At 42.1% G+C, this 22,494-nt stretch carries 17 protein-coding genes and 1 pseudogene; 11 read left to right on the top strand and 7 right to left on the bottom strand.

Annotation, left to right across the window (positions count from 1 at the left end):
- The first annotated feature begins 96 nt into the window (after positions 1-96).
- Positions 97-894, top strand: coding sequence for an AraC family transcriptional regulator (locus ACR2F3_RS11655; protein ID WP_432710148.1), 798 nt, complete (start codon positions 97-99; stop codon positions 892-894).
- Between the two features lie 13 nt (positions 895-907).
- On the opposite strand, the gene ACR2F3_RS11650 is transcribed toward ACR2F3_RS11655, so the two are convergent.
- The 3 genes from ACR2F3_RS11650 to ACR2F3_RS11640 are packed head-to-tail and all read right to left on the bottom strand — an operon-like array spanning position 908 to position 2,051.
- The gene (locus ACR2F3_RS11650) at positions 908-1,030 is read right to left on the bottom strand and encodes a hypothetical protein (protein WP_432710147.1); all 123 of its coding nucleotides are present in this window, start codon (positions 1,028-1,030) and stop codon (positions 908-910) included.
- Between the two features lie 22 nt (positions 1,031-1,052).
- On the bottom strand, positions 1,053-1,220 hold the full coding sequence (locus tag ACR2F3_RS11645) for a DUF6496 domain-containing protein (protein WP_432710146.1): 168 nt from the start codon (positions 1,218-1,220) through the stop codon (positions 1,053-1,055).
- A 51-nt stretch (positions 1,221-1,271) separates the two neighbouring features.
- Positions 1,272-2,051 carry a 3-keto-disaccharide hydrolase gene (locus ACR2F3_RS11640; RefSeq protein WP_432710145.1) on the bottom strand — a complete coding sequence of 260 codons (780 nt, stop codon included), beginning with the start codon at positions 2,049-2,051 and terminating at the stop codon, positions 1,272-1,274.
- 244 nt (positions 2,052-2,295) lie between these two features.
- On the opposite strand from ACR2F3_RS11640, the gene ACR2F3_RS11635 reads away from it, so the two are divergent.
- Both ACR2F3_RS11635 and ACR2F3_RS11630 read left to right on the top strand, forming a co-directional pair.
- The gene (locus ACR2F3_RS11635) at positions 2,296-5,325 is read left to right on the top strand and encodes a SusC/RagA family TonB-linked outer membrane protein (protein ID WP_432710144.1); all 3,030 of its coding nucleotides are present in this window, start codon (positions 2,296-2,298) and stop codon (positions 5,323-5,325) included.
- An 18-nt stretch (positions 5,326-5,343) separates the two neighbouring features.
- A complete protein-coding gene (locus tag ACR2F3_RS11630) occupies positions 5,344-6,855 on the top strand; it encodes a RagB/SusD family nutrient uptake outer membrane protein (protein WP_432710143.1) in 1,512 nt (503 codons plus the stop codon).
- Positions 6,856-6,930: 75 nt separating this feature from the next.
- On the opposite strand, the gene ACR2F3_RS11625 is transcribed toward ACR2F3_RS11630, so the two are convergent.
- Positions 6,931-7,383 (bottom strand): rhodanese-like domain-containing protein, encoded by a 453-nt coding sequence (locus ACR2F3_RS11625; protein WP_432710142.1) that lies wholly within the window; start codon positions 7,381-7,383, stop codon positions 6,931-6,933.
- Positions 7,384-7,495: 112 nt separating this feature from the next.
- Here ACR2F3_RS11625 and ACR2F3_RS11620 point away from each other — a divergent pair, with 112 nt between their 5' ends.
- Positions 7,496-8,401: a DUF5996 family protein gene (locus ACR2F3_RS11620; protein ID WP_432710141.1), complete on the top strand. Its 906-nt coding sequence runs from the start codon at positions 7,496-7,498 to the stop codon at positions 8,399-8,401.
- 2 nt (positions 8,402-8,403) lie between these two features.
- Here ACR2F3_RS11620 and ACR2F3_RS11615 read toward each other — a convergent pair whose 3' ends face one another.
- Complete coding sequence (locus ACR2F3_RS11615; protein ID WP_432710140.1) at positions 8,404-9,981, bottom strand: serine hydrolase; 1,578 nt, start codon at positions 9,979-9,981, stop codon at positions 8,404-8,406.
- 254 nt (positions 9,982-10,235) lie between these two features.
- Here ACR2F3_RS11615 and ACR2F3_RS11610 point away from each other — a divergent pair, with 254 nt between their 5' ends.
- From ACR2F3_RS11610 to ACR2F3_RS11580, 7 genes are all read left to right on the top strand, one after another.
- The gene (locus ACR2F3_RS11610) at positions 10,236-11,876 is read left to right on the top strand and encodes a TldD/PmbA family protein (RefSeq protein WP_432710139.1); all 1,641 of its coding nucleotides are present in this window, start codon (positions 10,236-10,238) and stop codon (positions 11,874-11,876) included.
- A 3-nt stretch (positions 11,877-11,879) separates the two neighbouring features.
- Entirely contained in the window at positions 11,880-13,217 is a 1,338-nt protein-coding gene (locus tag ACR2F3_RS11605) for a TldD/PmbA family protein (RefSeq protein WP_432710138.1), read from the top strand.
- Between the two features lie 186 nt (positions 13,218-13,403).
- Positions 13,404-14,768 carry a 3-keto-disaccharide hydrolase gene (locus tag ACR2F3_RS11600; protein WP_432710137.1) on the top strand — a complete coding sequence of 455 codons (1,365 nt, stop codon included), beginning with the start codon at positions 13,404-13,406 and terminating at the stop codon, positions 14,766-14,768.
- A gap of 7 nt (positions 14,769-14,775) precedes the next feature.
- Entirely contained in the window at positions 14,776-16,137 is a 1,362-nt protein-coding gene (locus ACR2F3_RS11595; protein WP_432710136.1) for a Gfo/Idh/MocA family protein, read from the top strand.
- Between the two features lie 2 nt (positions 16,138-16,139).
- Entirely contained in the window at positions 16,140-17,351 is a 1,212-nt protein-coding gene (locus ACR2F3_RS11590; protein WP_432710135.1) for a Gfo/Idh/MocA family protein, read from the top strand.
- Positions 17,352-17,600: 249 nt separating this feature from the next.
- Complete coding sequence (locus ACR2F3_RS11585; protein ID WP_432710134.1) at positions 17,601-18,110, top strand: GNAT family N-acetyltransferase; 510 nt, start codon at positions 17,601-17,603, stop codon at positions 18,108-18,110.
- A gap of 112 nt (positions 18,111-18,222) precedes the next feature.
- On the top strand, positions 18,223-19,869 hold the full coding sequence (locus ACR2F3_RS11580; RefSeq protein WP_432710133.1) for a glycoside hydrolase family 43 protein: 1,647 nt from the start codon (positions 18,223-18,225) through the stop codon (positions 19,867-19,869).
- Positions 19,870-19,964: 95 nt separating this feature from the next.
- Here ACR2F3_RS11580 and ACR2F3_RS11575 read toward each other — a convergent pair whose 3' ends face one another.
- Both ACR2F3_RS11575 and ACR2F3_RS11570 read right to left on the bottom strand, forming a co-directional pair.
- A complete protein-coding gene (locus ACR2F3_RS11575) occupies positions 19,965-21,062 on the bottom strand; it encodes a glycoside hydrolase family 43 protein (RefSeq protein ID WP_432710132.1) in 1,098 nt (365 codons plus the stop codon).
- A 6-nt stretch (positions 21,063-21,068) separates the two neighbouring features.
- Positions 21,069-22,494: pseudogene (locus ACR2F3_RS11570) on the bottom strand (glycosyl hydrolase 115 family protein); the annotation flags it as partial.

The raw sequence follows: 22,494 nt of genomic DNA, 5'->3' as shown, positions 1-22,494 counted from the left end.
AGGTCCTAAGTATTAGTGCCTATGAAACCACAACTTTTGAAAATTTCCAAATATCCTAACGAAAGTTTTAGTGTTCGCCATGATTTAATGCCGAGCATGAATAATAAACTTCATTACCATGCAGAGGTGGAACTTATTTATTTTAATCAAGGCAGTGGTGCGCAATTTATAGGGGATAGTATTTCGGCTTTTTCACCTGGTGATTTATTACTGGTTGGCGCGAATTTGCCACATTACTGGCGATTTGAAGGTGAGCTTAGCAAAAGTAGAAGCGAGCACCATGCTGATGTGCGGGTAGCTCATTTTACCGAGAACTTTTTTGGTGAGTATTTTTTAAATCTTCCGGAAAACAGGCGTTTAAAGGCAGTATTGCAGCAAGCCAATCGTGGAATCCGTATCCGTGGAAAAAGTGCGAGTAAAGTTGCAGGCTTTTTGGAAGAAATGTTGCAGGCTGAGGGCACAGACAAGCTAATCTTGCTTATGCAGTCATTGCTGGAAATTGCGAAATGTAAGGACCTAGAACTTTTGTCGTCGCTTGGTTATGGTCAGGTGCAGGAGAAAAATTGTGATGAGCGCATTAGGGATGTGTATGCTTATACTTATGCGAATTTTAAAAAGAAGATTTCCCTTGAAGAAATTGCTGCAATAGCTAGAATCAGTCCAACGTCATTCTGCAGGTATTTTAAAAGCCTTACCCATAAAACTTATTCTCAGTTTTTAACAGAGATTAAGGTGGGTAAGGCTTGTAAATTGCTTGTTGATAACGCCCTGGATATTAAACAGGTTTGTTATGAAAGCGGGTTCCATAATTTCGCCAGTTTTCATAAAGCATTTAAAGAGATAACGGGAAAAAGTCCGTTAAATTACCAAAAGCATTTTCTGGTGCTTCGTTAGCACCAGCGTCTTTTTACTTTTTGGTCACCTTTACTTTCTTGGCATCCTTTGCGGAAGTGTTTTCTTCAGGTTTAGCGCCTTTAGATTTTTTCGTTTCCGTTTCTTTTTTTTCGGTTGGATTTTTTGCAGTCTTCATAGGGTTTGATTTAGTCATCTTTCTATTTTGGAACTTTGGCACCTTCTTTACGGGCTTCGGAAAGTCCGATGGCTACTGCCTGTTTTTTCGACGTAACTTTCTTTCCGCTCCCGGTTTTTAAGGTGCCTTTTTTCTGTTCGTGCATCGTTTCAGCTACTTTCTCCGATGCTTTTTCTGAATATTTTGCCATAACCTTTCAGATTAGATCTTTCGGTTAGAACAACTGATGACTAAAAAAGGTTTACAATTCCCTGATCCAGATGTTTCTGAAGCTTAATGGCTCACTTGGATCGCCATGTGACTGCAATTTAATAGGTGAAGGACCATGTGCCTTGCGATATGCAGCTTGTCCAATGTATTGGGTAGGACCTTTAAGCTCAAAATTGTTTTGTATCAATACGCCGTTAAAGAATGCAGTTACTCTTGCAGGTGTTTTCACGCTGCCATCATCATTGAAGGTTGGGGCCATCCAGATGATGTCGTAGGTTTGCCATTCACCTGGTTTTCTTGCAGGATTTACCAACGGTGTGGTTTGTTTATATATGCTGCCCGCCATACCATTTGTATACGTGGGGTTATCATAGGCATCAAGGATTTGTAACTCATAACCATCGTCGCCTTTTCCGATGGAGGCCAGAAATAATCCACTGTTACCACGTCCTTGACCTTTACCACTAATCTTTGCAGGAACCTGCCACTCCAGGTGTAATTGGTAATTGTTAAAGGACTGTTTTGTTTCAATATTACCTGTTTTTTTGTCTACTGTAAATACGCCGTTGGCTACTGTCCATGGGGCTTTTTTAGAGCGATCGTTGGTAGACACCCATTGATCAAGGTTTTTGCCATCAAAAAGGATAATGGCATCAGACGGTGCTTCGCCAATGGCTTTTCCAGGCGTCACCACTTTGGGGACCGGTGTATAAAATTCGGTATCTTCAGGTTTGGCTTTTTCTTGTGCAAAAGTTGCACCTAGGCTTGAGCACAATAAAGTGGTGGTAATAATTGCTGTGTTTAATTTCATAACTTTAAATAATCGGTTTAATACTATTTTAGGATGTACATTTTTGGAGCATTTAAAGATAATAATATTTCCTTCTTTTAGGGAAATTGCACCTCCGCAACAAATTATATTTTTTATTGCGTTTGTTGTATTGTTCAAGAAGAATACTGTAAATTTAAGCTGGGTATTCTATTATTCAGCGATTTAAAAATTATTACAAGGACCACCAAGTAACAAATAATTTTAAACATTAACTAACCAAATTATGAACCTAGTTTTACCACCTCAAAGATGGACTGTGTTTGCCGTCCACAACAAATTCGCATTGTTTCAGAAAATATTGCTCTGCATGATTTTCTACCTGTTCACTACGCTTCCGGCCTTTGCGCAAACGGTAGTGAGTGGCGTGGTTCGGGACAATGAGAACAATACTTTAATTGGCGCGACAGTGACGCCTGCGGGCACCAAAGCCAGTGTACTTACTGATGCAGAAGGCAAATTTGCGGTGAATGTACCTGCAGGGGTCACCCAGCTTATTTTCAGCTATGTGGGTATGCAGTCGCAAACAGTTTCCATTAACAATAGAACCGTCATCAATGTAACACTTTCTTCGGCAAACGATCTGGAAATGGTTACCGTAGTTGGTTACGGTTCGGTACCTAAAAGTGATTTAACAGGTGCAGCCACTACCGTTACTGCAAAAGACTTCAACCAGGGGCCGCTTATTGCCCCGGACCAGTTAATTCAGGGTAAAGTAGCTGGTGTGCAAATGATAAATAATAGCGGACAGCCGGGAGGATCATCTACGGTTAGGATCCGTGGTAATACTGCCATCACAGGTACTGGTCAGCCTTTGTATGTTGTAGATGGGGTAGCGCTTCCTAATGGATCTGCCCGTCCTTCACAAAGTGGGGGTGTGGGAACTGTTCCGGGGGGTAATCCACTCAATTTCTTAAACCCGGCTGATATTGCTTCCATGGAGATCTTGAAAGATGCTTCGGCAACCGCAATTTATGGTTCGAGGGCTGCCTATGGAGTAGTTTTAATCACCACAAAACGTGGCCAGTCTGGTGATGCCAAGATTGACATTTCTGCTTCAACAGGGGTGAGTAACCTGGCCCGACGTGTTGATGTTCTGGATGGCGATCAGTACAGGGCTGCTTTGCAGAAATACGGACAAACTACAGGTGATTTCGGCAGTAACGTTGATGCCATGGATGCCATTACGCGTACGGCATTTGTTCAGAACTACTCTGTTGGTATCAGTGGCGGTGGGGAGAACAGTACTTACCGTACTTCACTCGGTTACCAGGATCAGCAAGGTATAATTCGTAAAACTGATTTTAAAAGATACAGCGGTTCATTTACCGGTAGCTTCAAGTTCCTGGAGAGTAAAAAATTAGGGTTAGATGTTGGCTTAAACTCGAGTCAATATCTAGAAAATATTGCTCCGATTACTACTGATGCTGGATTTACGGGCAGTTTAATCAGTCAGGCATTAGCATGGAATCCAACACGTCCGTTATATAATCCAGATGGTAGTCTGTTTATCGAACGTGGTTCAACAACCATTAATCCCATGGTAATGTCTGAAGCCACCAATGATAAATCTAAGGTAACTACTGTTATAGGTTCAGTTTCCCCATACTATAAAATAACACCATGGTTAGAATACCGCATGTTAGTGAGTTTAAATTATAGCACAGGGGTTAGACGTTCGTCTACGCGAAGTTACCTGAATTTACCTGGTATTGAAGCTAATAATGACTTTCTGGGGGGGTATGCAAATATTGGAAATACCGAGTTGTTAACGCAACAATTTACTAATACTTTAAATTTAAACAGAGAGATTGCCAGTAAATTGAACCTGAATGCAACTTTAGGTTATGAGTACACCAATTATGAAAGTAAAGGGGTGAACAGTAATTCGAGAGGTTTCGGTGATATTGCAGTGGATTATACGGATGCCATGCAGGCTACGGCTCCGGCTAACAGGGTAATTAACTCCTATAATGATCCTACTACAGAATTACAATCGTACTTCGCACGTGCCATCTTTAATTATGATGAAAAATATATATTAACGGCAACTTTCAGGGCGGATGGATCTACCCGTTTTGGTACGGATAATAAATATGGTTATTTCCCTTCATTTGCAGCTGCATGGGTGATTAAAAATGAAACGTTCTTAAAGGATGTAGAATGGTTAAACCAGTTGAAACTCCGCGTTGGTTATGGTAAAACAGGTAACCAGGAGTTTCCTTCCGGTTCGGCGCAGCAGCGTTATAACATTACGTACTCCAGTGGCGAACAATCGCTGGTTGGTGTAAATAACGAAAATACAAAGTTGAAATGGCAAGCTGATGAGCAAACTAACATTGGTGCCGATTTTGCTTTTCTTGGAAACAAAATCACTGGTTCCATTGATTATTTTAACAAAACAACCACCGATTTATTATTCCCACAAATTCCATTGGTACCTGCAAATGCTGGTGTAACAGTAACCTGGGTTAACTTACCAGGAAAAATTACCAATAAAGGGGTGGAGTTAACTTTGAATGCTAACGTGGTTCAGAAAGAAGATATTTCCTGGTCGATTGGCGGTAACGCAACTTTCCTTAAAAATGAGGTGAAAGACATCGTAGGGGTAATCAAAACAGGTGCTTTAAGCGGACAGGGTTTAAGCGGTGTAACTGTTGAGGTAATCCAAAGCGGTCTTCCGTTATTTGCCATGGTGACTCGTGAATTTACAGGATTAGACCCAGCTGGTTTCTCAACTTACAGGGATGAAGGTTTTACTTATTATTATGTGGGTAATCCAAATCCTAAAGTGATTCTGGGGTTAAGTACTACTTTAAATTACAAACAATTTACTTTTACGGCCAATTTCAACGGCTTGTTAGGTCAGGATATCTACAACAATACAGCAAACTCTGTTTTGCCAATTGCCAATCTTGGAACCGGGAGAAACATTGCATCAAAATTGTTAGATAGTCCTATCCAGGAATCATTAGCGAATCCTATTGCGGCTTCATCGAGGTATATTGAAAAAGGAAATTATTTGAAGCTGGCTAACGCTACACTTAACTACAACCTGGGTAACATTGGTAAGTCGATTAAAGGGCTTAATATATTTGTGAACGGTCAAAACCTTTTTGTTATCACCAAATATACAGGTTTTGATCCCGAAGTTAACGTGGATAAAAGCATTAATGGTGTGCCTTCTGCAGGTATTGAATATGTGTCGTACCCAACAGCCAGGACATTCAATTTTGGCGTGAACTTTTCTCTTTAATATTTAATTCGAACAGACATGAAAAATAAATATATCATTGCATTTGTTGCTTTTATCTTATCAGTAACAAGTTGTACTAAACTTGATGAAGATCTACACGGGCAGATTGGTAATAAGGGTGTTACCGAAGAGAATGTGGCCGCATTACTAAACGCCAGCTATACCGCCATGCGAAACCCGTTTCAGGGTCCATGGGGCTGGTGGGCTTTGCAGGAATTTACCAGCGACGAGGCCATTGTGCCAACCAGAGCGGGTGACTGGGATGATAATGGTGCCTGGAGGGCATTGTTTTTACACCGGTGGGCGCCAGATCACTCCAGAATTTCAGATACCTTCAGAGATTTAAATAGTGTGAGTTTTGTGACTACAAACGTATTAAACTTTAATCCTACACCTTTACAAGCGGCACAAGCAAGGTTCTTACGTGCCTTCGCCCAGTTTGCTATCCTTGATGGCTGGGGCCAGGTACCTTACCGCGAGCCAGGGGAGGATGTAACCTTGCCATCAAAAGTTCGTGGTGCCCAAGAGCAAATTGATTACCTGATCTCAGAGTTGAATGAAATATTGCCTACGCTTCCTGACGGACCAATACATAACGCGAATAAAGATGCAGCAAGGGTGTTATTAATGAAATGTTACTTGAACAAAGGTGCGTTTCTGAACCGAGCAACACCTACGTTTGATCCGGCAGATATGCAGCAAGTTATCACCCTTGCTGACCAGATTATCAACAGTGGTAAATATGCACTAACGGCAAACTACTATGATAACTTTGCACCACGGAATAACACCTTATCTCGTGAAAATATCTTTACCGCACAAAACATTGGCGGTTCTGATGCAGGTGGTTTGAAAGATATTTGGGTGCCTGGATTGCACTATAATCAAAACCCAAGTGGTTACAACGGCTTTTCTACGCTTTCAGACTTCTACAATAAATTTGAAACTACTGATACCCGTTTGGGTGGAAACTATCCTGGTGTTACCAACGTATCAGGTATTAAAGTAGGTTTCCTGGTTGGACAGCAGTTTGACCAAAACGGGGTAGCCCTTAAGGATCGTAGGGGGAACCCACTAATTTTTACACCGGAAGTGAGCATTATTGAGCGTGATCCCAATCACCTTGAAGTTGCAGGTATCCGGGTAGTAAAATATCCTATTGATTATGCGAACTCGGCGACTAATCTGCCTGAAAATGATTGGGTATATTACAGATACGCAGATGTGCTGATGATGAAAGCAGAAGCCATGGTAAGAACCGGGCAGAATGGCGCCGCTTTACCAATTGTAAATTCCATTCGGACGATCAGGGGAGCGACACCTTTTACCGCCGTTAATTTGGATAATCTTTTGGATGAGCGTGGTCGTGAGTTTTTCTGGGAGGGAATACGCCGCCAGGATTTAATTCGCTTTGGCAAGTTTTTAACGCCATGGCAAGAAAAACCAACCGATGATCCCAAGTATTTAGTGTTTGCAATTCCTGATAACCAACTGGGTAATATAAACTTCACCCAGAATCCGGGATACTAACAATTAGTATTAAAGTTAAAAAGGGTTAACCGCAGTAATGCTGTTAACCCTTTTCTTATTTCAAAATATTCGTTTTTATTTCGCAGCTAAGGGATAACCTTTATCAATCCAATCGGCTTTTAAACTGGTGGGAAGATTTAAAATTAAGGTGTTATTATATCCTAGACTTTTAAGTAGGGTGTACGCTGGACGAACGTTTGGACAATGTTCGAATGGGCAACAACCGCAATAAATAACTACAGTACTGGTTTTAGAAACGCCTTTTACAGCATTTTTTAAAGATGCCAGTCCTTTGGACGTATTCGCTGACCCTACACTTACCGCACCAGGTATATTGCTTACAAAACCAATGTTGTAAATGGGTGGTTTTGCTGCCTTTTTGTTTTTGATTAGCGCCATCAGCGTACTTGGTTCGATCACCTGATTTTTTTTCCAGATTTCAAGTTTACCCATGGTTTGGGCACTTACTGAACTACTTATGGCCAACAGGCAAAGGAAGGATAAGAGAATTGCGACTTGTTTTTTCATGAATCGTAAACTAATTTCTGAAGGTAAAGATAGGGTTTATATCATAAAGGAAACTTTCTGCTTTGAAAACACAATTTGGTAGTTGTATTGTTCTGAAGGTAAAGCTGAACATATGAGACAATTATGGCCGTTACTATCCTACGAAAAAGGGAAGGATACCTATGAGACTTTACACTTATTTACACAGGTCATTGGTAAATTAAAATTAGCCACCTTATCCTGGGTAAATCATTCCTGGCACGTGGCACTTCAACTTACTGCCAGAGGCCTAAGTACTCAGCCCATGCCGTATCAGGGTAGAAGTTTCCAGGTCGATTTTGACTTTATCAGTCATGAGCTACATATAACCACCAGTGACGGCATAGCCAAGGGATTCGCTTTACCTGGTTTGTCTGTTGCCATGTTCTATAAAAAGGTTTTTGAGTTGTTAGATGAATTACAGCTGCCCATTAAGATTATGCCTGTTCCGGTAGAAATTGCGGACCCAATTCGTTTCCCGGATGACGAAGTTCATGCCATATACGACAAAGAACAGGTTTCTGCACTTCATCAGGCACTGCTAATGATGCAGGCTGTTTTTATGGTATTTCGCGGTGGCTTTAAAGGTAAAAGCAGTCCTTTTCATTTTTTCTGGGGAAGTTTTGATATGGCACTTTCTTTTTTCTCTGGCAGGGAAGCGCCAAAGCATCCAGGTGGTGTGCCGGGATTGCCAAACTGGGTGGCAGAAGAAGCTTATTGCAGGGAGGTGAGCAGTTGTGGTTTCTGGCCAGGAAACGCGGCCTTACCGGAAGCCGCTTTTTACTGCTACCACTATCCTGAGCCAGAGGGCTATAAAACCGCACAAGTTGAACCTGCTGAGGCTTACTATCACCAGACTTTAGGCGAATATATTCTTCCTTATTCCTCTGTGCAATCTGCCGCAGACCCCGGGAAAAAACTGCTGACGTTTTTGAAAAGTACCTACCAAATAGGAGCAGAACTGGCACATTGGGACCGGAATCTTTTAGATGCCTACTAATTTTAGTTTATTGCCCTTTCGAAATCTAAGTCCTGAAAATCAAAACTAAAATCTGTTAAAGGGGAGATCGCTTCCATTTTAAAACCTACGGGTTTAGCATCATGGTTTAAGGTAAAGGTTACAAACGCATCGGCTTCCAGGCTCCTTTCATTCCACTTTACGATGAAGGTGTTTCCTTTATAAAAGTACATTTTGCCTTGTAATTTTGGGGAATTTTTGGCCACGTAATACAAGCCCCCATTTTCATTACTAATACTTACATCGCCAAACCACTTATCGCGGTATAAACCTGCTACGCCTTCCAGTGCATATTTACCGGCATTGGCTTTTTGTTGGTTGTTGATGTCAGTCCATATTTTATCGGTGATGGCTTTAGCTTCTTTTTCTACTGCAAGTCGTGACTCATTATATTGTGAAATGCGGTCTTTGCCTTTGATTCCGAAATAGCCATCTTTGATGGTATTGGTGATGGCGGTGAACGCGGCGCCTGATTGCTGGTTCGTTAAAACAATAATACCTAATTTCAATTCAGGTAAAATGGTTACCTGGGTAACAATACCCGCTAAACCGCCAGTATGTGAAGCCTGGAAATAACCATTTACATCACTGAGGTTCCAGCCTAAGCCGTAACTGCTAAAGTGGGTGTTGTATGGCGATCCTGATTTTGTGATGGTCTGTGGAGTCCACATTTCTTTTTGCACTGTTTTACTAAATAGTGATTTGTCCAATTTGTCGCCATATTTACCCTCATTTATTTGGGCAATTACCCACTTACTTACATCGGTAACATTCGAGTAAATGCCACCTGCAGGGTTAGCCAGTTCGGTAAAACTTAAACCTACTGTCACCAGACTGCGGTCGTCGATAGGCGCATGGCCATCAATAATATTGGATTTATCTTTTAACCGGTACCATGATGCCGCAGTTTTGTTCATGCCCAGTGGTTTGATGATCCTGCTTTCAATAAAATCTTCATAAGGAATTCCGGAAACACGGGTAACAATATCACCAGCTACGATGTATAACAAATTGTCATAATCGTATTTAGAACGAAAGGATGAAACTGGTTTAAGATACCTCAGGTTGTGAATCATTTGTGGTTTGGTTACCTTGGAAGAATCAGGCCAGATCATTAAATCGCCTGCTCCTAAGCCTAATCCACTTCGGTGCGTTAATAAATCACGGATCGTAAATTCCTGGGTGGCATAGTTATCGTATAGTTTGAATTCAGGAATAATATCGGTAACCCTGGTGTCCCAGGTTATTTTCTTTTCATCCACCAGCATGCCTAAAGCCGCTGCGGTAAAGGCTTTTGTGTTTGATGCAATACCAAAAAGGGTATTCTCATCTACCTTCTTTGAGCTTTTAATGGAACGCAGGCCATAACCTTTGGCATGTATGAGTTTACCATCTTTTACAATCCCCACTGCAATACCTGGAACATTAAATGTAGTTAAGGTTTTATTGACAATACTGTCTATCTGAGCAGATGTTAATACTTGCGCTTTTAAAGTTGTGGAGGCACCAATAACAATTAACGCGGCAACTAATAAAGGTTTTTTAAATGAGAAGATATCCATAATTTATTTCGTGCCTAAAATTAGCTAATTTTCAATTACATCTACAGTTTTCTTGAACGATAGTGCGATTATACACACAGGAACTTCAAGCCAGGGTTTTAATCATAACGGATGATGCTAAGGTGGAGAAATCAGTCATTAACTTTTTATCACTAATCAAACGTTATGATTCAATAATTAAATTTTTCTATTTACTTTAAAATGTGTTATATAATAGTTAGTTTTATTTCATAAACCCCTTTAAACCAACTAACTTGAAAAGAAGAAATTTTATTTATTTAACCGGGGTGGGTGCCGCTGCTGCGATGCTACCTGCCATACCTGTATGGGGAAATGAGATTCCCCTGGAAAAGTCGCTCGAATATGTCGATCCCGCCGTTAAAAGAGTGATGGCCGATGTGGCATTAAACGCCGCTAAAAGCAAGGGTGCCACCTATACTGATGTTCGCATTGGCCGATACCTTAATCAATATGTGGTTACCAGGGAAGACAAGGTGGAGAATCTTGTGAACACAGAATCTTATGGTATTGGCATTCGCGTAATTGCTAATGGAAGCTGGGGTTTTGCCGCTACCGATAAGCTAGACAAAGACGGGATTGCCCAGGCAGCAGAACTGGCCGTGGCTATTGCTAAAGAGAACTCGCGCTTGCAGCTGGAACCTGTGCAGCTAGCTCCACAGCAAGGATATGGCGAAGTGACCTGGAAAGCGCCTATCGAAAAGAATGCTTTCGAAATTCCTATGAAAGAAAAGGTGGACCTTTTATTATCCGTTAACGATGCTGCCATGAAAGGTGGTGCTGATTATATCAATTCCATTCTTTTTATGGTTAACGAGCAAAAGTATTTTGCTTCTACAGATAACTCCTATATCGATCAGGATATACACCGCATCTGGCCAACGTTTTTCATCACCAAGATCAATAAAGAAAGTGGTAAATATGAAACCAGGAATGCCTTAAGTGCGCCATCGGGAATGGGTTACGAATACCTTGATGCAAAACCTGAGCATAAAATTCTGCATTCAACGGGTACCTTATATAAAGGAAGGTATGATATGCTGGAAGACGCCAAACAAGGGGCTCGGCAGGTGGGTGAAAAACTCATTGCTAAATCGGTAGAGCCAGGTAAATACGACCTGGTGCTCGATCCCTCACATTTGTGGTTAACAATTCACGAATCTACTGGTCACCCGACCGAACTAGACAGGGTATTGGGTTACGAAGCTAACTTTGCCGGAACCAGCTTTCTGACCCTTGATAAATGGGAAAGCAAAAAGTTCAAATACGGCAGTGATATCGTGAACATCAAGGCGGATAAAACTGAAAATGGCTCATTAGGCGCCGTAGGTTATGATGACGAGGGTGTGAAGTGTGGCGAGTGGGATGTAATTAAGGATGGCGTACTGATGAATTATCAGGCTATCCGCGACCAGGCTCATATTATTGGCCTGGATCATTCGCAAGGTTGTTGTTATGCCGATAACTGGAGTAGCATTCAATTTCAGCGGATGGCTAACATTTCCCTGCAACCTGGTAAAAAGCCTTTAACCATTGCCGATCAAATCAAAAATGTGGAAAAAGGGATTTATATCGTAGGCGACGGATCTTTCTCCATAGACCAGCAAAGGTATAATTTCCAGTTTGGCGGACAGCTTTACTATGAGATTAGAAATGGTAAGATTACGGGGATGTTAAAGGACGTGGCTTACCAGGCCAATACGCAAGAGTTTTGGAATTCCTGTACGGCCATCTGCGACGCCAGCGATTATCGCTTAGGGGGGTCTTTCTTTGATGGAAAAGGACAGCCTTCGCAATCAAGTGCGGTTTCGCATGGCTCGGCAACAGCAAGATTTAACGGAATTAATGTGATCAATACGGCAAGAAAAATAGGATAGACTATGGCAATTTTAACTCAAGAACAAGCCAAAGCGCTTTTAACTAAAGTGCTGAAATACTCCAAAGCAGATGAATGTGAAGTTAACATTGATAGTTCTGATGGCGGCAATATTCGATATGCACGCAACTCGGTAAATACCAGTGGGGGTGTAAGTTCCACCAGTTTAGTGGTAAGCTCTGCTTTTGGTAAAAAAATGGGTATCGCAACGATCAATGAACTGGATGATGTCTCCCTGGAAAAAGTAGTTCGCCGCTCGGAAGAACTGGCACAGCTGGCACCGGAGAACCCTGAATACATGTCTATCCTTGGACCACAAAAATATGGACCGGACTCACCTACTTTTTCACCGGTATCGGCTAAAGTAGGACCTAAAGAAAGGGCAGACGCCGTAGCACAAAGTTTGAATGTTGCTAAAGCGGCAAAACTGCAGGCTGCTGGTTTCCTGGAAAACAGTACAGGTTTTAGTGCCATGATGAACAGTAAGGGGCTTTTTGCTTACAACACCAACACGGATGTAGCGTTTAACATCACCATGCGTACAGAAGATGGTAAGGGATCTGGTTACGCTACCCGTGGATATAATGATTTTAGTAAATTAAGTACCAAGGCAGATACCGAGGTGGCTGCACAAAAAGCAAGGGCATCGGCTACGGCAAGAGCAATAGAACCAGGTAAATACACGGTAATCCTGGAGCCTACTGCTGTGGCAGTGATGCTGGAAAATATCATGTATAGCCTTGACGACCGCCAGGCTGACGAGGGCCGGAGTTTTCTAAGTAAACCAGGGGGTAAAACCCGATTAGGAGAGCAATTGGTGGACGAAAGGGTCAATATTTATTCTGATCCCTGGAATAATGAGTTACCTGGCAGAACATGGGCAGGCGATGGCAGGCCGCAGGAAAAGGTAAACTGGATTGAAAAAGGTGTGGTGAAGAATTTGTCGAGTTCACGCTACTGGGCCGCTAAAAAAGGTGCAAAGGCTATTCCATCGCCAGATGGGGTAATTATGGATGGCGGTACCAAAACCCTGGCTGAGCTCATCAAAGGTACCGAAAAAGGAATTTTAGTGACGCGTTTGTGGTATATCAGATCGGTAGATCCGCAAACGTTGCTCTTAACAGGCTTAACACGAGACGGTACTTTTTACATTGAAAATGGGGAGATCAAGTTTCCGGTGAAAAACTTCCGTTTCAATGAAAGTCCGGTAATTATGCTCAATAATTTAGAAGAGATGGGCATTCCGGAGCGGACGGTCAGTGCGGAAAGTAACCAGAATTACCTCCTGCCTCCATTAAAAATAAGGGATTTCACCTTTACTTCGTTGTCAGACGCGGTTTAAAAACATATAACTTATCAAAGGACTGTATCACGTTAAGGTGTTCAGTCCTTTTTTTATGGCCTGTTAGCAAGCCATAGCATTTAACGCTTAAATGTTGACACATCTAAAGTAACTTTTTGTTTGCGTAAGGCAGTTCTGGCAAATAAATCACTATTTTTAGTACGATTTAAAACCAAAATATCCCGTATGAAACAAAGACTCAGGCTTGTGATGGCCTTCGCCGTGTTGCTTCAATTTACTGCCAGCGCACAAAATAATAATGCCAAAGACTGGAAACCGTTATTCAACGGAAAAGATTTGTCTGGCTGGAAGCAGCTTAATGGCAAAGCAAAATATACCGTTAGTAATCAAGAAATTGTTGGTACAACGGTACCTAATGAGCCTAACTCTTTTCTGGTAACCGATCAGGATTATGGCGATTTCATCCTTGAGCTGGAACTTATGGTAGATACCAGCATGAATTCAGGGATTCAAATCAGAAGTTTAAGTAAATCAGATTATAAAAATGGACGTGTACATGGCTATCAGGTAGAAGTTGATCCATCAGCACGGCAGTGGAGCGGGGGAATATATGATGAGGCCCGCAGAGGTTGGTTATATCCCTTGGAGCTTAACCAGGCTGCAAAACCAGCATTCAAAAACGGACAATGGAACAAATACCGCATCGAATGTATAGGTAACAACATTCGTACCTGGGTGAACGGTATTCCTGCAGCTCATGTGGTGGATGCGGAAACAGCTAAAGGTTTTATCGCCTTGCAGGTACATGAAATTTATAAACCCGAGCATACCGGTAAACAGATTCGCTGGCGCAACATCCGGATTCAAACATCTAACCTTAAACCATCACCTGCTGATGAGGTATTTGTGGTGAATACCATACCTAACCATGTTTCACCTCAGGAGAAACATCAAGGATTCTCCCTTTTATGGGATGGAAAAACAACCAAAGGATGGCGTGGCGCTTATAAAACAAGTTTTCCCACTAAAGGTTGGGTAGTTGACAATGGCGAGTTTACCATTAAGGCATCAGATGGCTCTGAAGGTGGCGTAGGCGGAGATATTGTTACAGAGAAAGAATATGGTGCTTTTGTGCTGAAATTTGATTTCAAACTTACTGAAGGTGCAAACAGTGGTGTGAAGTATTTTGTAACGGAAAAAGAAAAAGGCGCTTCAGCCATTGGCCTGGAATACCAGTTATTGGATGACGAACGTCATCCTGACGCAAAATTAGGCCGTAATAATAACCGCACACTGGCGTCCCTGTATGATTTAATCCCTTCGGCTAGAACCCCTGCAGCACGTAAGCCAATTGGCGAGTGGAACCAGGGGGTGATTAAGGTATTTCCGGATAATAAAGTTGAATATTACCTGAATGGTTATAAAGTAATTGAATTTGAACGTGGATCACCCGAGTATTTAGACCTTGTGGCCTCCAGCAAGTACAAAGATTGGGAGAATTTTGGAATGGCTAAAACAGGCCACATCCTTTTACAGGATCACGGAAATACCGTATCCTTCAGAAGTATCAAAATTCAGGAATTAAAATAACACACAGATGCTATCTACTTCAAGAAGACATTTTATAAAACAAGCGGCAATAGCCGCTGCAGGAACTTATGCAGGGACCATGGCTATGAGTGCTAAAAGTTACGGGCGAATTATCGGTGCCAACGATAGGGTACAAGTTGGAGTGGTTGGTTTTTCTGACCGTTTCCGTACCTCACTGTTTCCACCATTCTTTGGACATCACAAAGCCATGAACTTTGACCTGGTTGCAGTTTCAGACCTGTGGAGCGTACGTCGTGAGCAAGGTGTATCATTTTTACAAGAAAAAATGGGGCATAGCATTAAAGGTTGCCGCAATAATGACGAGTTATACCAGATGAAAGACCTTGATGCTGTGTTTGTAAGCACGGCAGATTTTCAACATGCCTTGCATGCCATTGAAGCGGTAAAAGCCGGATGCGACGCCTATGTAGAAAAACCTTTTGCGGAAACCATGGAAGATAACCGGGCAGCTTTAAAAGCCGTTCGCGAATCAGACCGGATCATTCAGATAGGCTCCCAACGTCGCAGTGGTACGAATTATATGGCTGCAAATGATTTTATCAGGTCGGGTAAGTTTGGTGATATTTCCATGGTTGAGCTGACCTGGAATGTGAACCAGCCTGGTCGCTGGCGCCGCCCTGCATTGGTGGCACAGTTAAAAGAAGCTGATACTGACTGGAAACGTTACTTAATGAACAGGCCTTACGAAGCATGGGATCCAAGGAAATACCTGGAATACCGTTTATTCTGGCCCTATTCATCGGGAATGCCAGGTCAATGGATGAGCCACCAGATTGATACGGTACACTGGTTTACAGGGTTAAAACATCCACGCAGCGTAGTAGCCAATGGGGGTATTTATGCCTGGAAAGATGGACGTAAGAACTGGGATACTACCACAGCAGTATTCGATTATGGCCCGCAGGACGACATGACAAAAGGCTTCCAGGTAACTTTTAGTTCCCGAATGAACAATGGAGAGGAGCGACCGGCAGAAATTTACTATGCCACCGGGGGTGAACTGAACCTTGTAAATAATACGGTATCTCCAAAAGGCGGGTTAGGTGCAGGCTATGCCAAAGAAATGGGCATGGAGCCAAACCTGCTGCCAGAGCTGGTTTTAGCAGATCCTAAAATGCGTGCAGTAGCTTCAGCCAATACTGGCGGTGATGCTCTGGTAACCAGTCATATTTTGAATTGGATGGAATGTATCCGTAGCCGTAAACAACCAAATGCACCCGTAGAAGCTGGTTATTACCATTCTATTGCAACAATAATGACCAATGCCGCTGCACGAACGGGGTCTAAAGTCACTTTCGACGAAAAAACCCAGGAAGTGATGGCTGGCGGAAAAGTATTTAAATACTAACCATGAGCAGAAGAAATTTCCTGAAACAAGCAGGCTTAACTACTGGTGGCCTTCTTTTACAACATTCTGTGTTAAAAGCCGTTACGCCAATGTTTGTTGCGGATAAAATAAATATTGCAGTAATTGGCTGCGGCGACCGCGGGAATGGCTTGATCCATGTGTTGCATGAGCTGCCTGACTTATACCGGGTTAAAGCCATATGCGACGTGCTAGATTTCCGATTGGAGAAAGCAAAAAAACTGGCACCAGAAGCAACACCTTATAAAGACTACCGTAAACTGCTGGAGCAAAAAGGTATTGATGCGGTCATCATTTCTGTGCCCCTGAACGGTCACTTCCAAATCAGTAAAGACGCTTTGCAGGCAGGCAAACATATATACCTGGAAAAAACCATGACTTATAACCGCCAGGAGGCCATTGAACTGGTTAACCTGATGCGTAACAAACCAAAGCAGATTTTACAGGTTGGTCACCAATACCGTTACACCCCACTTTATTACAAGGTGAAGGAGATGATTGGTAGCGGCTACCTGGGGCAGGTCACCAACATAGATTGCCGATGGGATAGAAATGGTACATGGCGTCGCCCAGTGCATGATCCGGCACTGGAAAGGCAAATCAACTGGCGGATGTACAAAGAATATTCCGGTGGCTTGCCAGCGGAATTATTATCGCACCAGATCGATTTTGTAAATTGGGCTTTTGATACCCATGTTGATGAAGTGCAGGGAACAGGTGGCATAGATTTCTACAAAGATGGCCGGGAAACCTGCGACAATGTACAATCCATTTTACGTTTCAATAAAGCAGGTATGGTTGGCAGTTTCGGGGCTACCTGCGCCAATCGCCATGATGGCTACCTGTTTAAGTTCCGTGGCTCTAAAGGAACGGTATCTTTACTGATGGATGAAGGGATCTATTATCCCGAAGAGGAAACACGTAAGGCCATGCAGGAGACTGTAGATGGCGTAACCGGAGCAACTAAAATCACCTGGAATAAAGATGGAGGGACACCCATTATGACCGGACCTCTAAAAGACGGCTCCTGGTATGCCATGAAAGACTTTCACCAATGTGTAAGTACGTTACAGCTGCCTAGTTCCAACGTGTATACAGGCGCGCGCACAGCCATTACGGTTGATATGATAAATACTTCGATTACTAATAAATCACTGGAGAGTTGGAAACCAGCTTATGATTTAGCGGCGACTTAACAGGGGGATGCCGCATGTCGATTAACAATAAATACTTGTCGATATATTCATTTTTTGACTTCATTTTATATTGCTGGATGTATCGCGGATACTCCAGTGTATAGAATTTTACATGGCTAACAGCGCTGCTGAATGTTCGCTAAAGGGGTTGATGACGCTGAAACCAGGGGATAGAGTACCAGTATATAAAATAGCTGTTAAATTATTACCTTGATCATTTATTCTCCCTCACACCACATTTTATAACAAATGGAATACAAGTTTAGAAAGGCTACCGCTGCGGACCTTGACTCAATCTGGGAACTTTTACAACAAGCTATTATCCGCAGGAAGGAAGACGGCAGCAAACAATGGCAGGATGGTTATCCTAACGTAAATGTAGTACAAAACGATATCGCAGATGGCGCTGGGTTTGTGTTAACTGATGGAGAAACGATTGCAGGATATTGTGCAGTAATCATAAATAATGAACCTGCTTATGAAGGTATTCAAGGAAAATGGTTAACAAATGATGATTTTATTGTAATTCATCGGATTGCAATTGCAGAAAATTATCTGGGTAAAGGGTTAGCGAGAAAAATTATGACCAGCGTTGAAGAATATGCCCTGGATAACCATATTTATAGCATCAAGGTGGATACCAACTTTGATAATATTGCGATGATGAAAACATTTGACAGGCAGGGTTATGTGTATTGTGGGGAGGTGTACTTTAGAAATAGTCCGAGAAAGGCTTACGAGAAAGTGCTAAATCCATAAGATAAAGAAGCTACTCGATACTGGTTATGTATCGACAATATTATTTACGCAATCGGTTGCGATTGCGTAAATATGCTTATATTCAGCTTTTAGAAACCATTTATATATTTGTATGAGAAAGCTATTATTCTTTGTATTTGCAATGTTAAGCCTTAACGCATCTGCACAAATTACTTTTACCAATCCAGTGCTATCAGGTTTTTACCCTGATCCAAGTGTTACCCGTGTGGGCACAGATTACTACCTGGTCAATTCTACATTTTCTTATTTTCCTGGCATACCGGTATTTCACAGTAAAGATTTAAAGAACTGGAAACAGATTGGCAATGTTATCGATCGCCCCTCACAGATGACCTTTATTGGTGACGGAACTTCGAGGGGCCTATTTGCACCCTCCATCTATTTTAACAAGGGTACATATTATGTTACCTGTACTAACATAGATAACAAGGGAAATTTTGTGGTTACGGCTAAAAATCCAGCAGGTCCTTGGAGCGACCCTGTATACCTAAAGGGTGTAAATGGCATTGATCCCTCTTTATTTTTCGATACCGATAATAAAGCTTACATCATTTATAACAGCGATGCACCAGATCGTAAACCTTTATATGATGGACACCGTACCATCCGCATGTATGAATTTGATGCTGAAAACCTCAAAGTTAAAGGCGATGAGATGCTCATGGTAAATGGGGGTGTAGACATCAGCACCAAACCGGTGTGGATTGAAGGACCGCATTTGTTTAAACGCGGAGAATGGTATTACATCTGCGCTGCAGAAGGAGGTACTTCGGTAAATCACTCCCAGGTAATTTTAAGAAGTAAATCGCCTACAGGTCCATTTATTCCTTACGATAAAAACCCTATTTTAACACAACGTCACCTCGATCCAAATCGTCCTAACCCAATTACATCAGCCGGACATGCCGAGCTGGTTGACGGGCCGGATGGTAAGACCTACGCCATATTTCTTGCGGTAAGACCTTACGAAGGGGATTACTACAACACAGGGCGTGAAACTTTTATTGCACCGGTAACCTGGACCGACGGATGGCCTATCATTAACCCTGGCATAGAAGAAATACAATACAAGTATACCGCCGATTTTAAAGAAGTTAAACAAGCCGGTGCCTTACCACAAAGTGGTGCTTTTAAGTATAGACTAAGCTTCGATAAAAAGCTGGATCCTGCTTTGTTGTTTTTAAGAACACATGACCCAAGCTGGTATACGTTAACCAAAAAGCAAGGGCTGACTATGAAATTACTGCCGGAAACTGTTATGGGGTCTGCACAGCCAGCTTTTATTGGTAAACGCCAGCAGCACCTGTATTCATCAGCATCTACCGTGCTCGACTTTAAGGCTGCTAACGAAAAAGAACAAGCAGGTTTGTTAGCTTTTCAAAGTGAAAAACACTTCTATTATTTGTGTAAGTCAATTGTAGATGGTAAACCTATGGTGCAGTTGGTACGCGGACCAGGAAGAGGTGGTAAACAAGAGGTTTTAGCAGAGCAAGAATTAGCGAACGCCACATCGCCACTTTATTTACGCATTGATGCCAAAGGTGGAATTTACAACTTTCTTTTTGCGGAAAAAGCGGGAGACTGGAAGGTGCTGAAAGATAACGTAGACGGCAAGTTTATCAGCACTAAACAAGCTGGCGGTTTTATCGGTGTACTATTCGCTCTTTATGCCAGTTCAAATGGTGAAACCTCAAATAGCAAGGCCTCTTTTAAATGGTTGGATTACGAGGGAAATTAAAAATATTCGTGTTTACTGACTTGAGAATTCTTAAGTACGAAAGAAGCCATATCATTTTTATATGATATGGCTTCTTCTTTTAATAAGCAATGTGTCTATTTTTTCAATGGTTCAATCAGTTTGATACTGCCATCAGCCTGGTGTTCCAATGGTGTTACTTTCACATTCCTCAAATGCGTTTTGTTTGATAACTGTGTATCATGATAAAATAAATACCATTTGCCATTTACTTCTGCAATGGAATGATGTGTTGTCCATCCTTGAACTGGATCCATAAATTTCCCCTGATAAATAAATGGTCCCATCGGACTGTCACCAATAGCATAAGCCAGGTAATGCGTGTCGCCGGTTGAATAGGTAAAATAATACTTACCATTGTATTTATGTACCCATGCAGCTTCAAAGAAGCGCCTGTCGTGATCTTTAGTTAAGATTTCCTTGCCATCCTTAGTCAAGATTTTAACTTCCTTTACCGGACCGTCAAAGCTTAACATATCTTTACTCATTTTTGCTACCCTTGGCGCTATTGCAGGTTCATCTTCTTTCTGTGAATCGGTTTTAGAACCATTTGGATCGTATTTTCCGTCTTTCCAGCGTTGTAATTGTCCTCCCCAAATACCACCAAAGTACATATAGCTGTTGCCGTCGGTATCTGTAAAAACAGCAGGGTCCATGCTGTAACTTCCTTCAATTGGTTTGGCTTCCGCTTTAAAAGGACCAGTTGGTGTTTTTGAGGTAGCAACACCAATTCTGAATACTTCATTTTTATCTTTTGCCGGGAAATACAGGTAATAAGTACCATTTTTATAAGCCGCATCAGGTGCCCACATTTGTTTGCTCGCCCATGGAACATCTTCTACCGACAAGGCTACGCCATGATCAGTTGCTTTTCCGTTTATACTATCCATCGATAACACATGGTAGTCTTTCATAGCGAAATGTTCGCCCATGTCGTTTTCCGGTGTTCCCGCATCAATATCATGCGAAGGGTAGATGTAAATCTTGCCGTCGAAAACATGTGCTGATGGATCAGCGGTGTAAATAGCTTCAATAACAGGTTCAGACAGGTATTTGCTGGTCGAAGTGGAGTCTGTCGTTTCCTGTCCGGAAGTTAGCTTGTCGTTTTGCTGACAAGCTGTTGTAGCTATGGCTACAAGGAGCAACATAGCGGGCGTTTTAAGTGTTTTCATCATCGTTTATTATTGGTTTACAAAAGTTTCTTGTGGTCCTAAAAAGCTTGGTTTCAATCCACCCATGTCAAGTGTAAGTTTTTGCAGTACTACTCCAGGGGTAATCATCCAGTATTTGATGGTGTGTTTACCAGGTTTATCTATTTTAAGTGAAGTTTTAAAAATCTTGATGTTGTCTGCTACCGACTTGCGCCACGCAGCTTCAGTTTTGTAGTCACTGCTGATATTCACAATAACAGGTGCTTGGTCATCAACCGAAACGGCAAATTTCAATCCGTCACTATTGGTGAAATCGATGGTCGGAGAGATGTAGCTATGGAGGTTAAAATCACCAGCATCATGTGTGTATATAGTATACTCCAGATGCGGTGTGGTTTCCGATAGGGTCTGTGGACTGCTTGTTACCGGAACCGTCATCACGCCATCTTTGGTTTTTCCGTATCCTGGAATCACTTTCCAAAAAATAGGCCTGTTATCTACTTTTTTAGTAAAGTGTGCGGCCTCCATGGCAATATAGTTATCCTTCTGTACAAAACCAATCACTTGGTCTTCACTAAATCTGCGGTTATCTACAGTTAGCGGAACAGTGATTTTAGTGCCATCATTACCTGTTACCACCACCGAAGTACTGGTTTTTCCTTTTGGTGCTTTGTCCCAGTTCACACTGAACGCTATACGTTCCTGGGTGCTAGTTTCCCCGCTTGTCTTCGTTGGAATAAGATAGGCAGGGGTTTTTACTGTGTATTTGATGTTGCCATTTCCTTTGTTAAAGATTTCAAGGTAGGGGCTTGCCTGGTTGTAATAATCAATTGTTGGCAAGACCTTCTCGTTACCTTCTACATAGATGCCCATAGCAGGTTTTGAAGCTACTGTAATGGTTTCTGTTTTGGGAATGGAATTTTGCTCAGGTTGTTGCCAATAGGTATAACCAATATGGGTCTGATCCATCATATGGTCCCACTTTCCATTAGCCATTACTTTGTTGTAGTAGTTGGTAATTTCCTCGTCCTTTTGGTACAGCGTTTTCACCTGTTCTGCCAGTTCGTTAGTGGTATTACGCTGCTGTTTGGCATACGTCCTGTTTTTGGCTACCGCGAAGTACAGCTCATTCAAATTTCCTGCCGCCTGGATCGGGTGAAGTACCAATTGGTAATATGCATCTTTCTGGTTGGCGGGCAGTTTGCTGTTAATAAATTCTGCCTGTACCAGCAGATTTTTAAAGTCAGCCACTACCGTCTCAAATTCCTTATAGTGGTTTAAGCTATAGGTATCAGCATCTAATAACTCTGGTTTGATCCGACCGTTATATTTTAAGGTTAGGTCGATTAAACGTGCAATATCACGGGCATGAGTGCTTCCAAACTGTTTTTCTGCCCAGCTGATGGTGTATTGCTGAAGTTTCTCTACCGGTAGGGCATCGGGTGCCCAGGCATAG

Source organism: Pedobacter sp. (assembly GCF_045627485.1).
Classification (GTDB): domain Bacteria; phylum Bacteroidota; class Bacteroidia; order Sphingobacteriales; family Sphingobacteriaceae; genus Pedobacter.
This window is presented reverse-complemented; position numbering and strand designations above follow the sequence as displayed.

Coding starts and splice junctions, on each gene's coding strand:
- ACR2F3_RS11655 (WP_432710148.1), top strand. CDS start 97: ATGAATAATAAACTTCATTACCATGCAGAGGTGGAACTTATTTATTTT.
- ACR2F3_RS11650 (WP_432710147.1), bottom strand. CDS start 1,030: ATGAAGACTGCAAAAAATCCAACCGAAAAAAAAGAAACGGAAACGAAA.
- ACR2F3_RS11645 (WP_432710146.1), bottom strand. CDS start 1,220: ATGGCAAAATATTCAGAAAAAGCATCGGAGAAAGTAGCTGAAACGATG.
- ACR2F3_RS11640 (WP_432710145.1), bottom strand. CDS start 2,051: ATGAAATTAAACACAGCAATTATTACCACCACTTTATTGTGCTCAAGC.
- ACR2F3_RS11635 (WP_432710144.1), top strand. CDS start 2,296: ATGAACCTAGTTTTACCACCTCAAAGATGGACTGTGTTTGCCGTCCAC.
- ACR2F3_RS11630 (WP_432710143.1), top strand. CDS start 5,344: ATGAAAAATAAATATATCATTGCATTTGTTGCTTTTATCTTATCAGTA.
- ACR2F3_RS11625 (WP_432710142.1), bottom strand. CDS start 7,383: ATGAAAAAACAAGTCGCAATTCTCTTATCCTTCCTTTGCCTGTTGGCC.
- ACR2F3_RS11620 (WP_432710141.1), top strand. CDS start 7,496: ATGAGACAATTATGGCCGTTACTATCCTACGAAAAAGGGAAGGATACC.
- ACR2F3_RS11615 (WP_432710140.1), bottom strand. CDS start 9,981: ATGGATATCTTCTCATTTAAAAAACCTTTATTAGTTGCCGCGTTAATT.
- ACR2F3_RS11605 (WP_432710138.1), top strand. CDS start 11,880: ATGGCAATTTTAACTCAAGAACAAGCCAAAGCGCTTTTAACTAAAGTG.
- ACR2F3_RS11600 (WP_432710137.1), top strand. CDS start 13,404: ATGAAACAAAGACTCAGGCTTGTGATGGCCTTCGCCGTGTTGCTTCAA.
- ACR2F3_RS11595 (WP_432710136.1), top strand. CDS start 14,776: ATGCTATCTACTTCAAGAAGACATTTTATAAAACAAGCGGCAATAGCC.
- ACR2F3_RS11590 (WP_432710135.1), top strand. CDS start 16,140: ATGAGCAGAAGAAATTTCCTGAAACAAGCAGGCTTAACTACTGGTGGC.
- ACR2F3_RS11585 (WP_432710134.1), top strand. CDS start 17,601: ATGGAATACAAGTTTAGAAAGGCTACCGCTGCGGACCTTGACTCAATC.
- ACR2F3_RS11580 (WP_432710133.1), top strand. CDS start 18,223: ATGAGAAAGCTATTATTCTTTGTATTTGCAATGTTAAGCCTTAACGCA.
- ACR2F3_RS11575 (WP_432710132.1), bottom strand. CDS start 21,062: ATGATGAAAACACTTAAAACGCCCGCTATGTTGCTCCTTGTAGCCATA.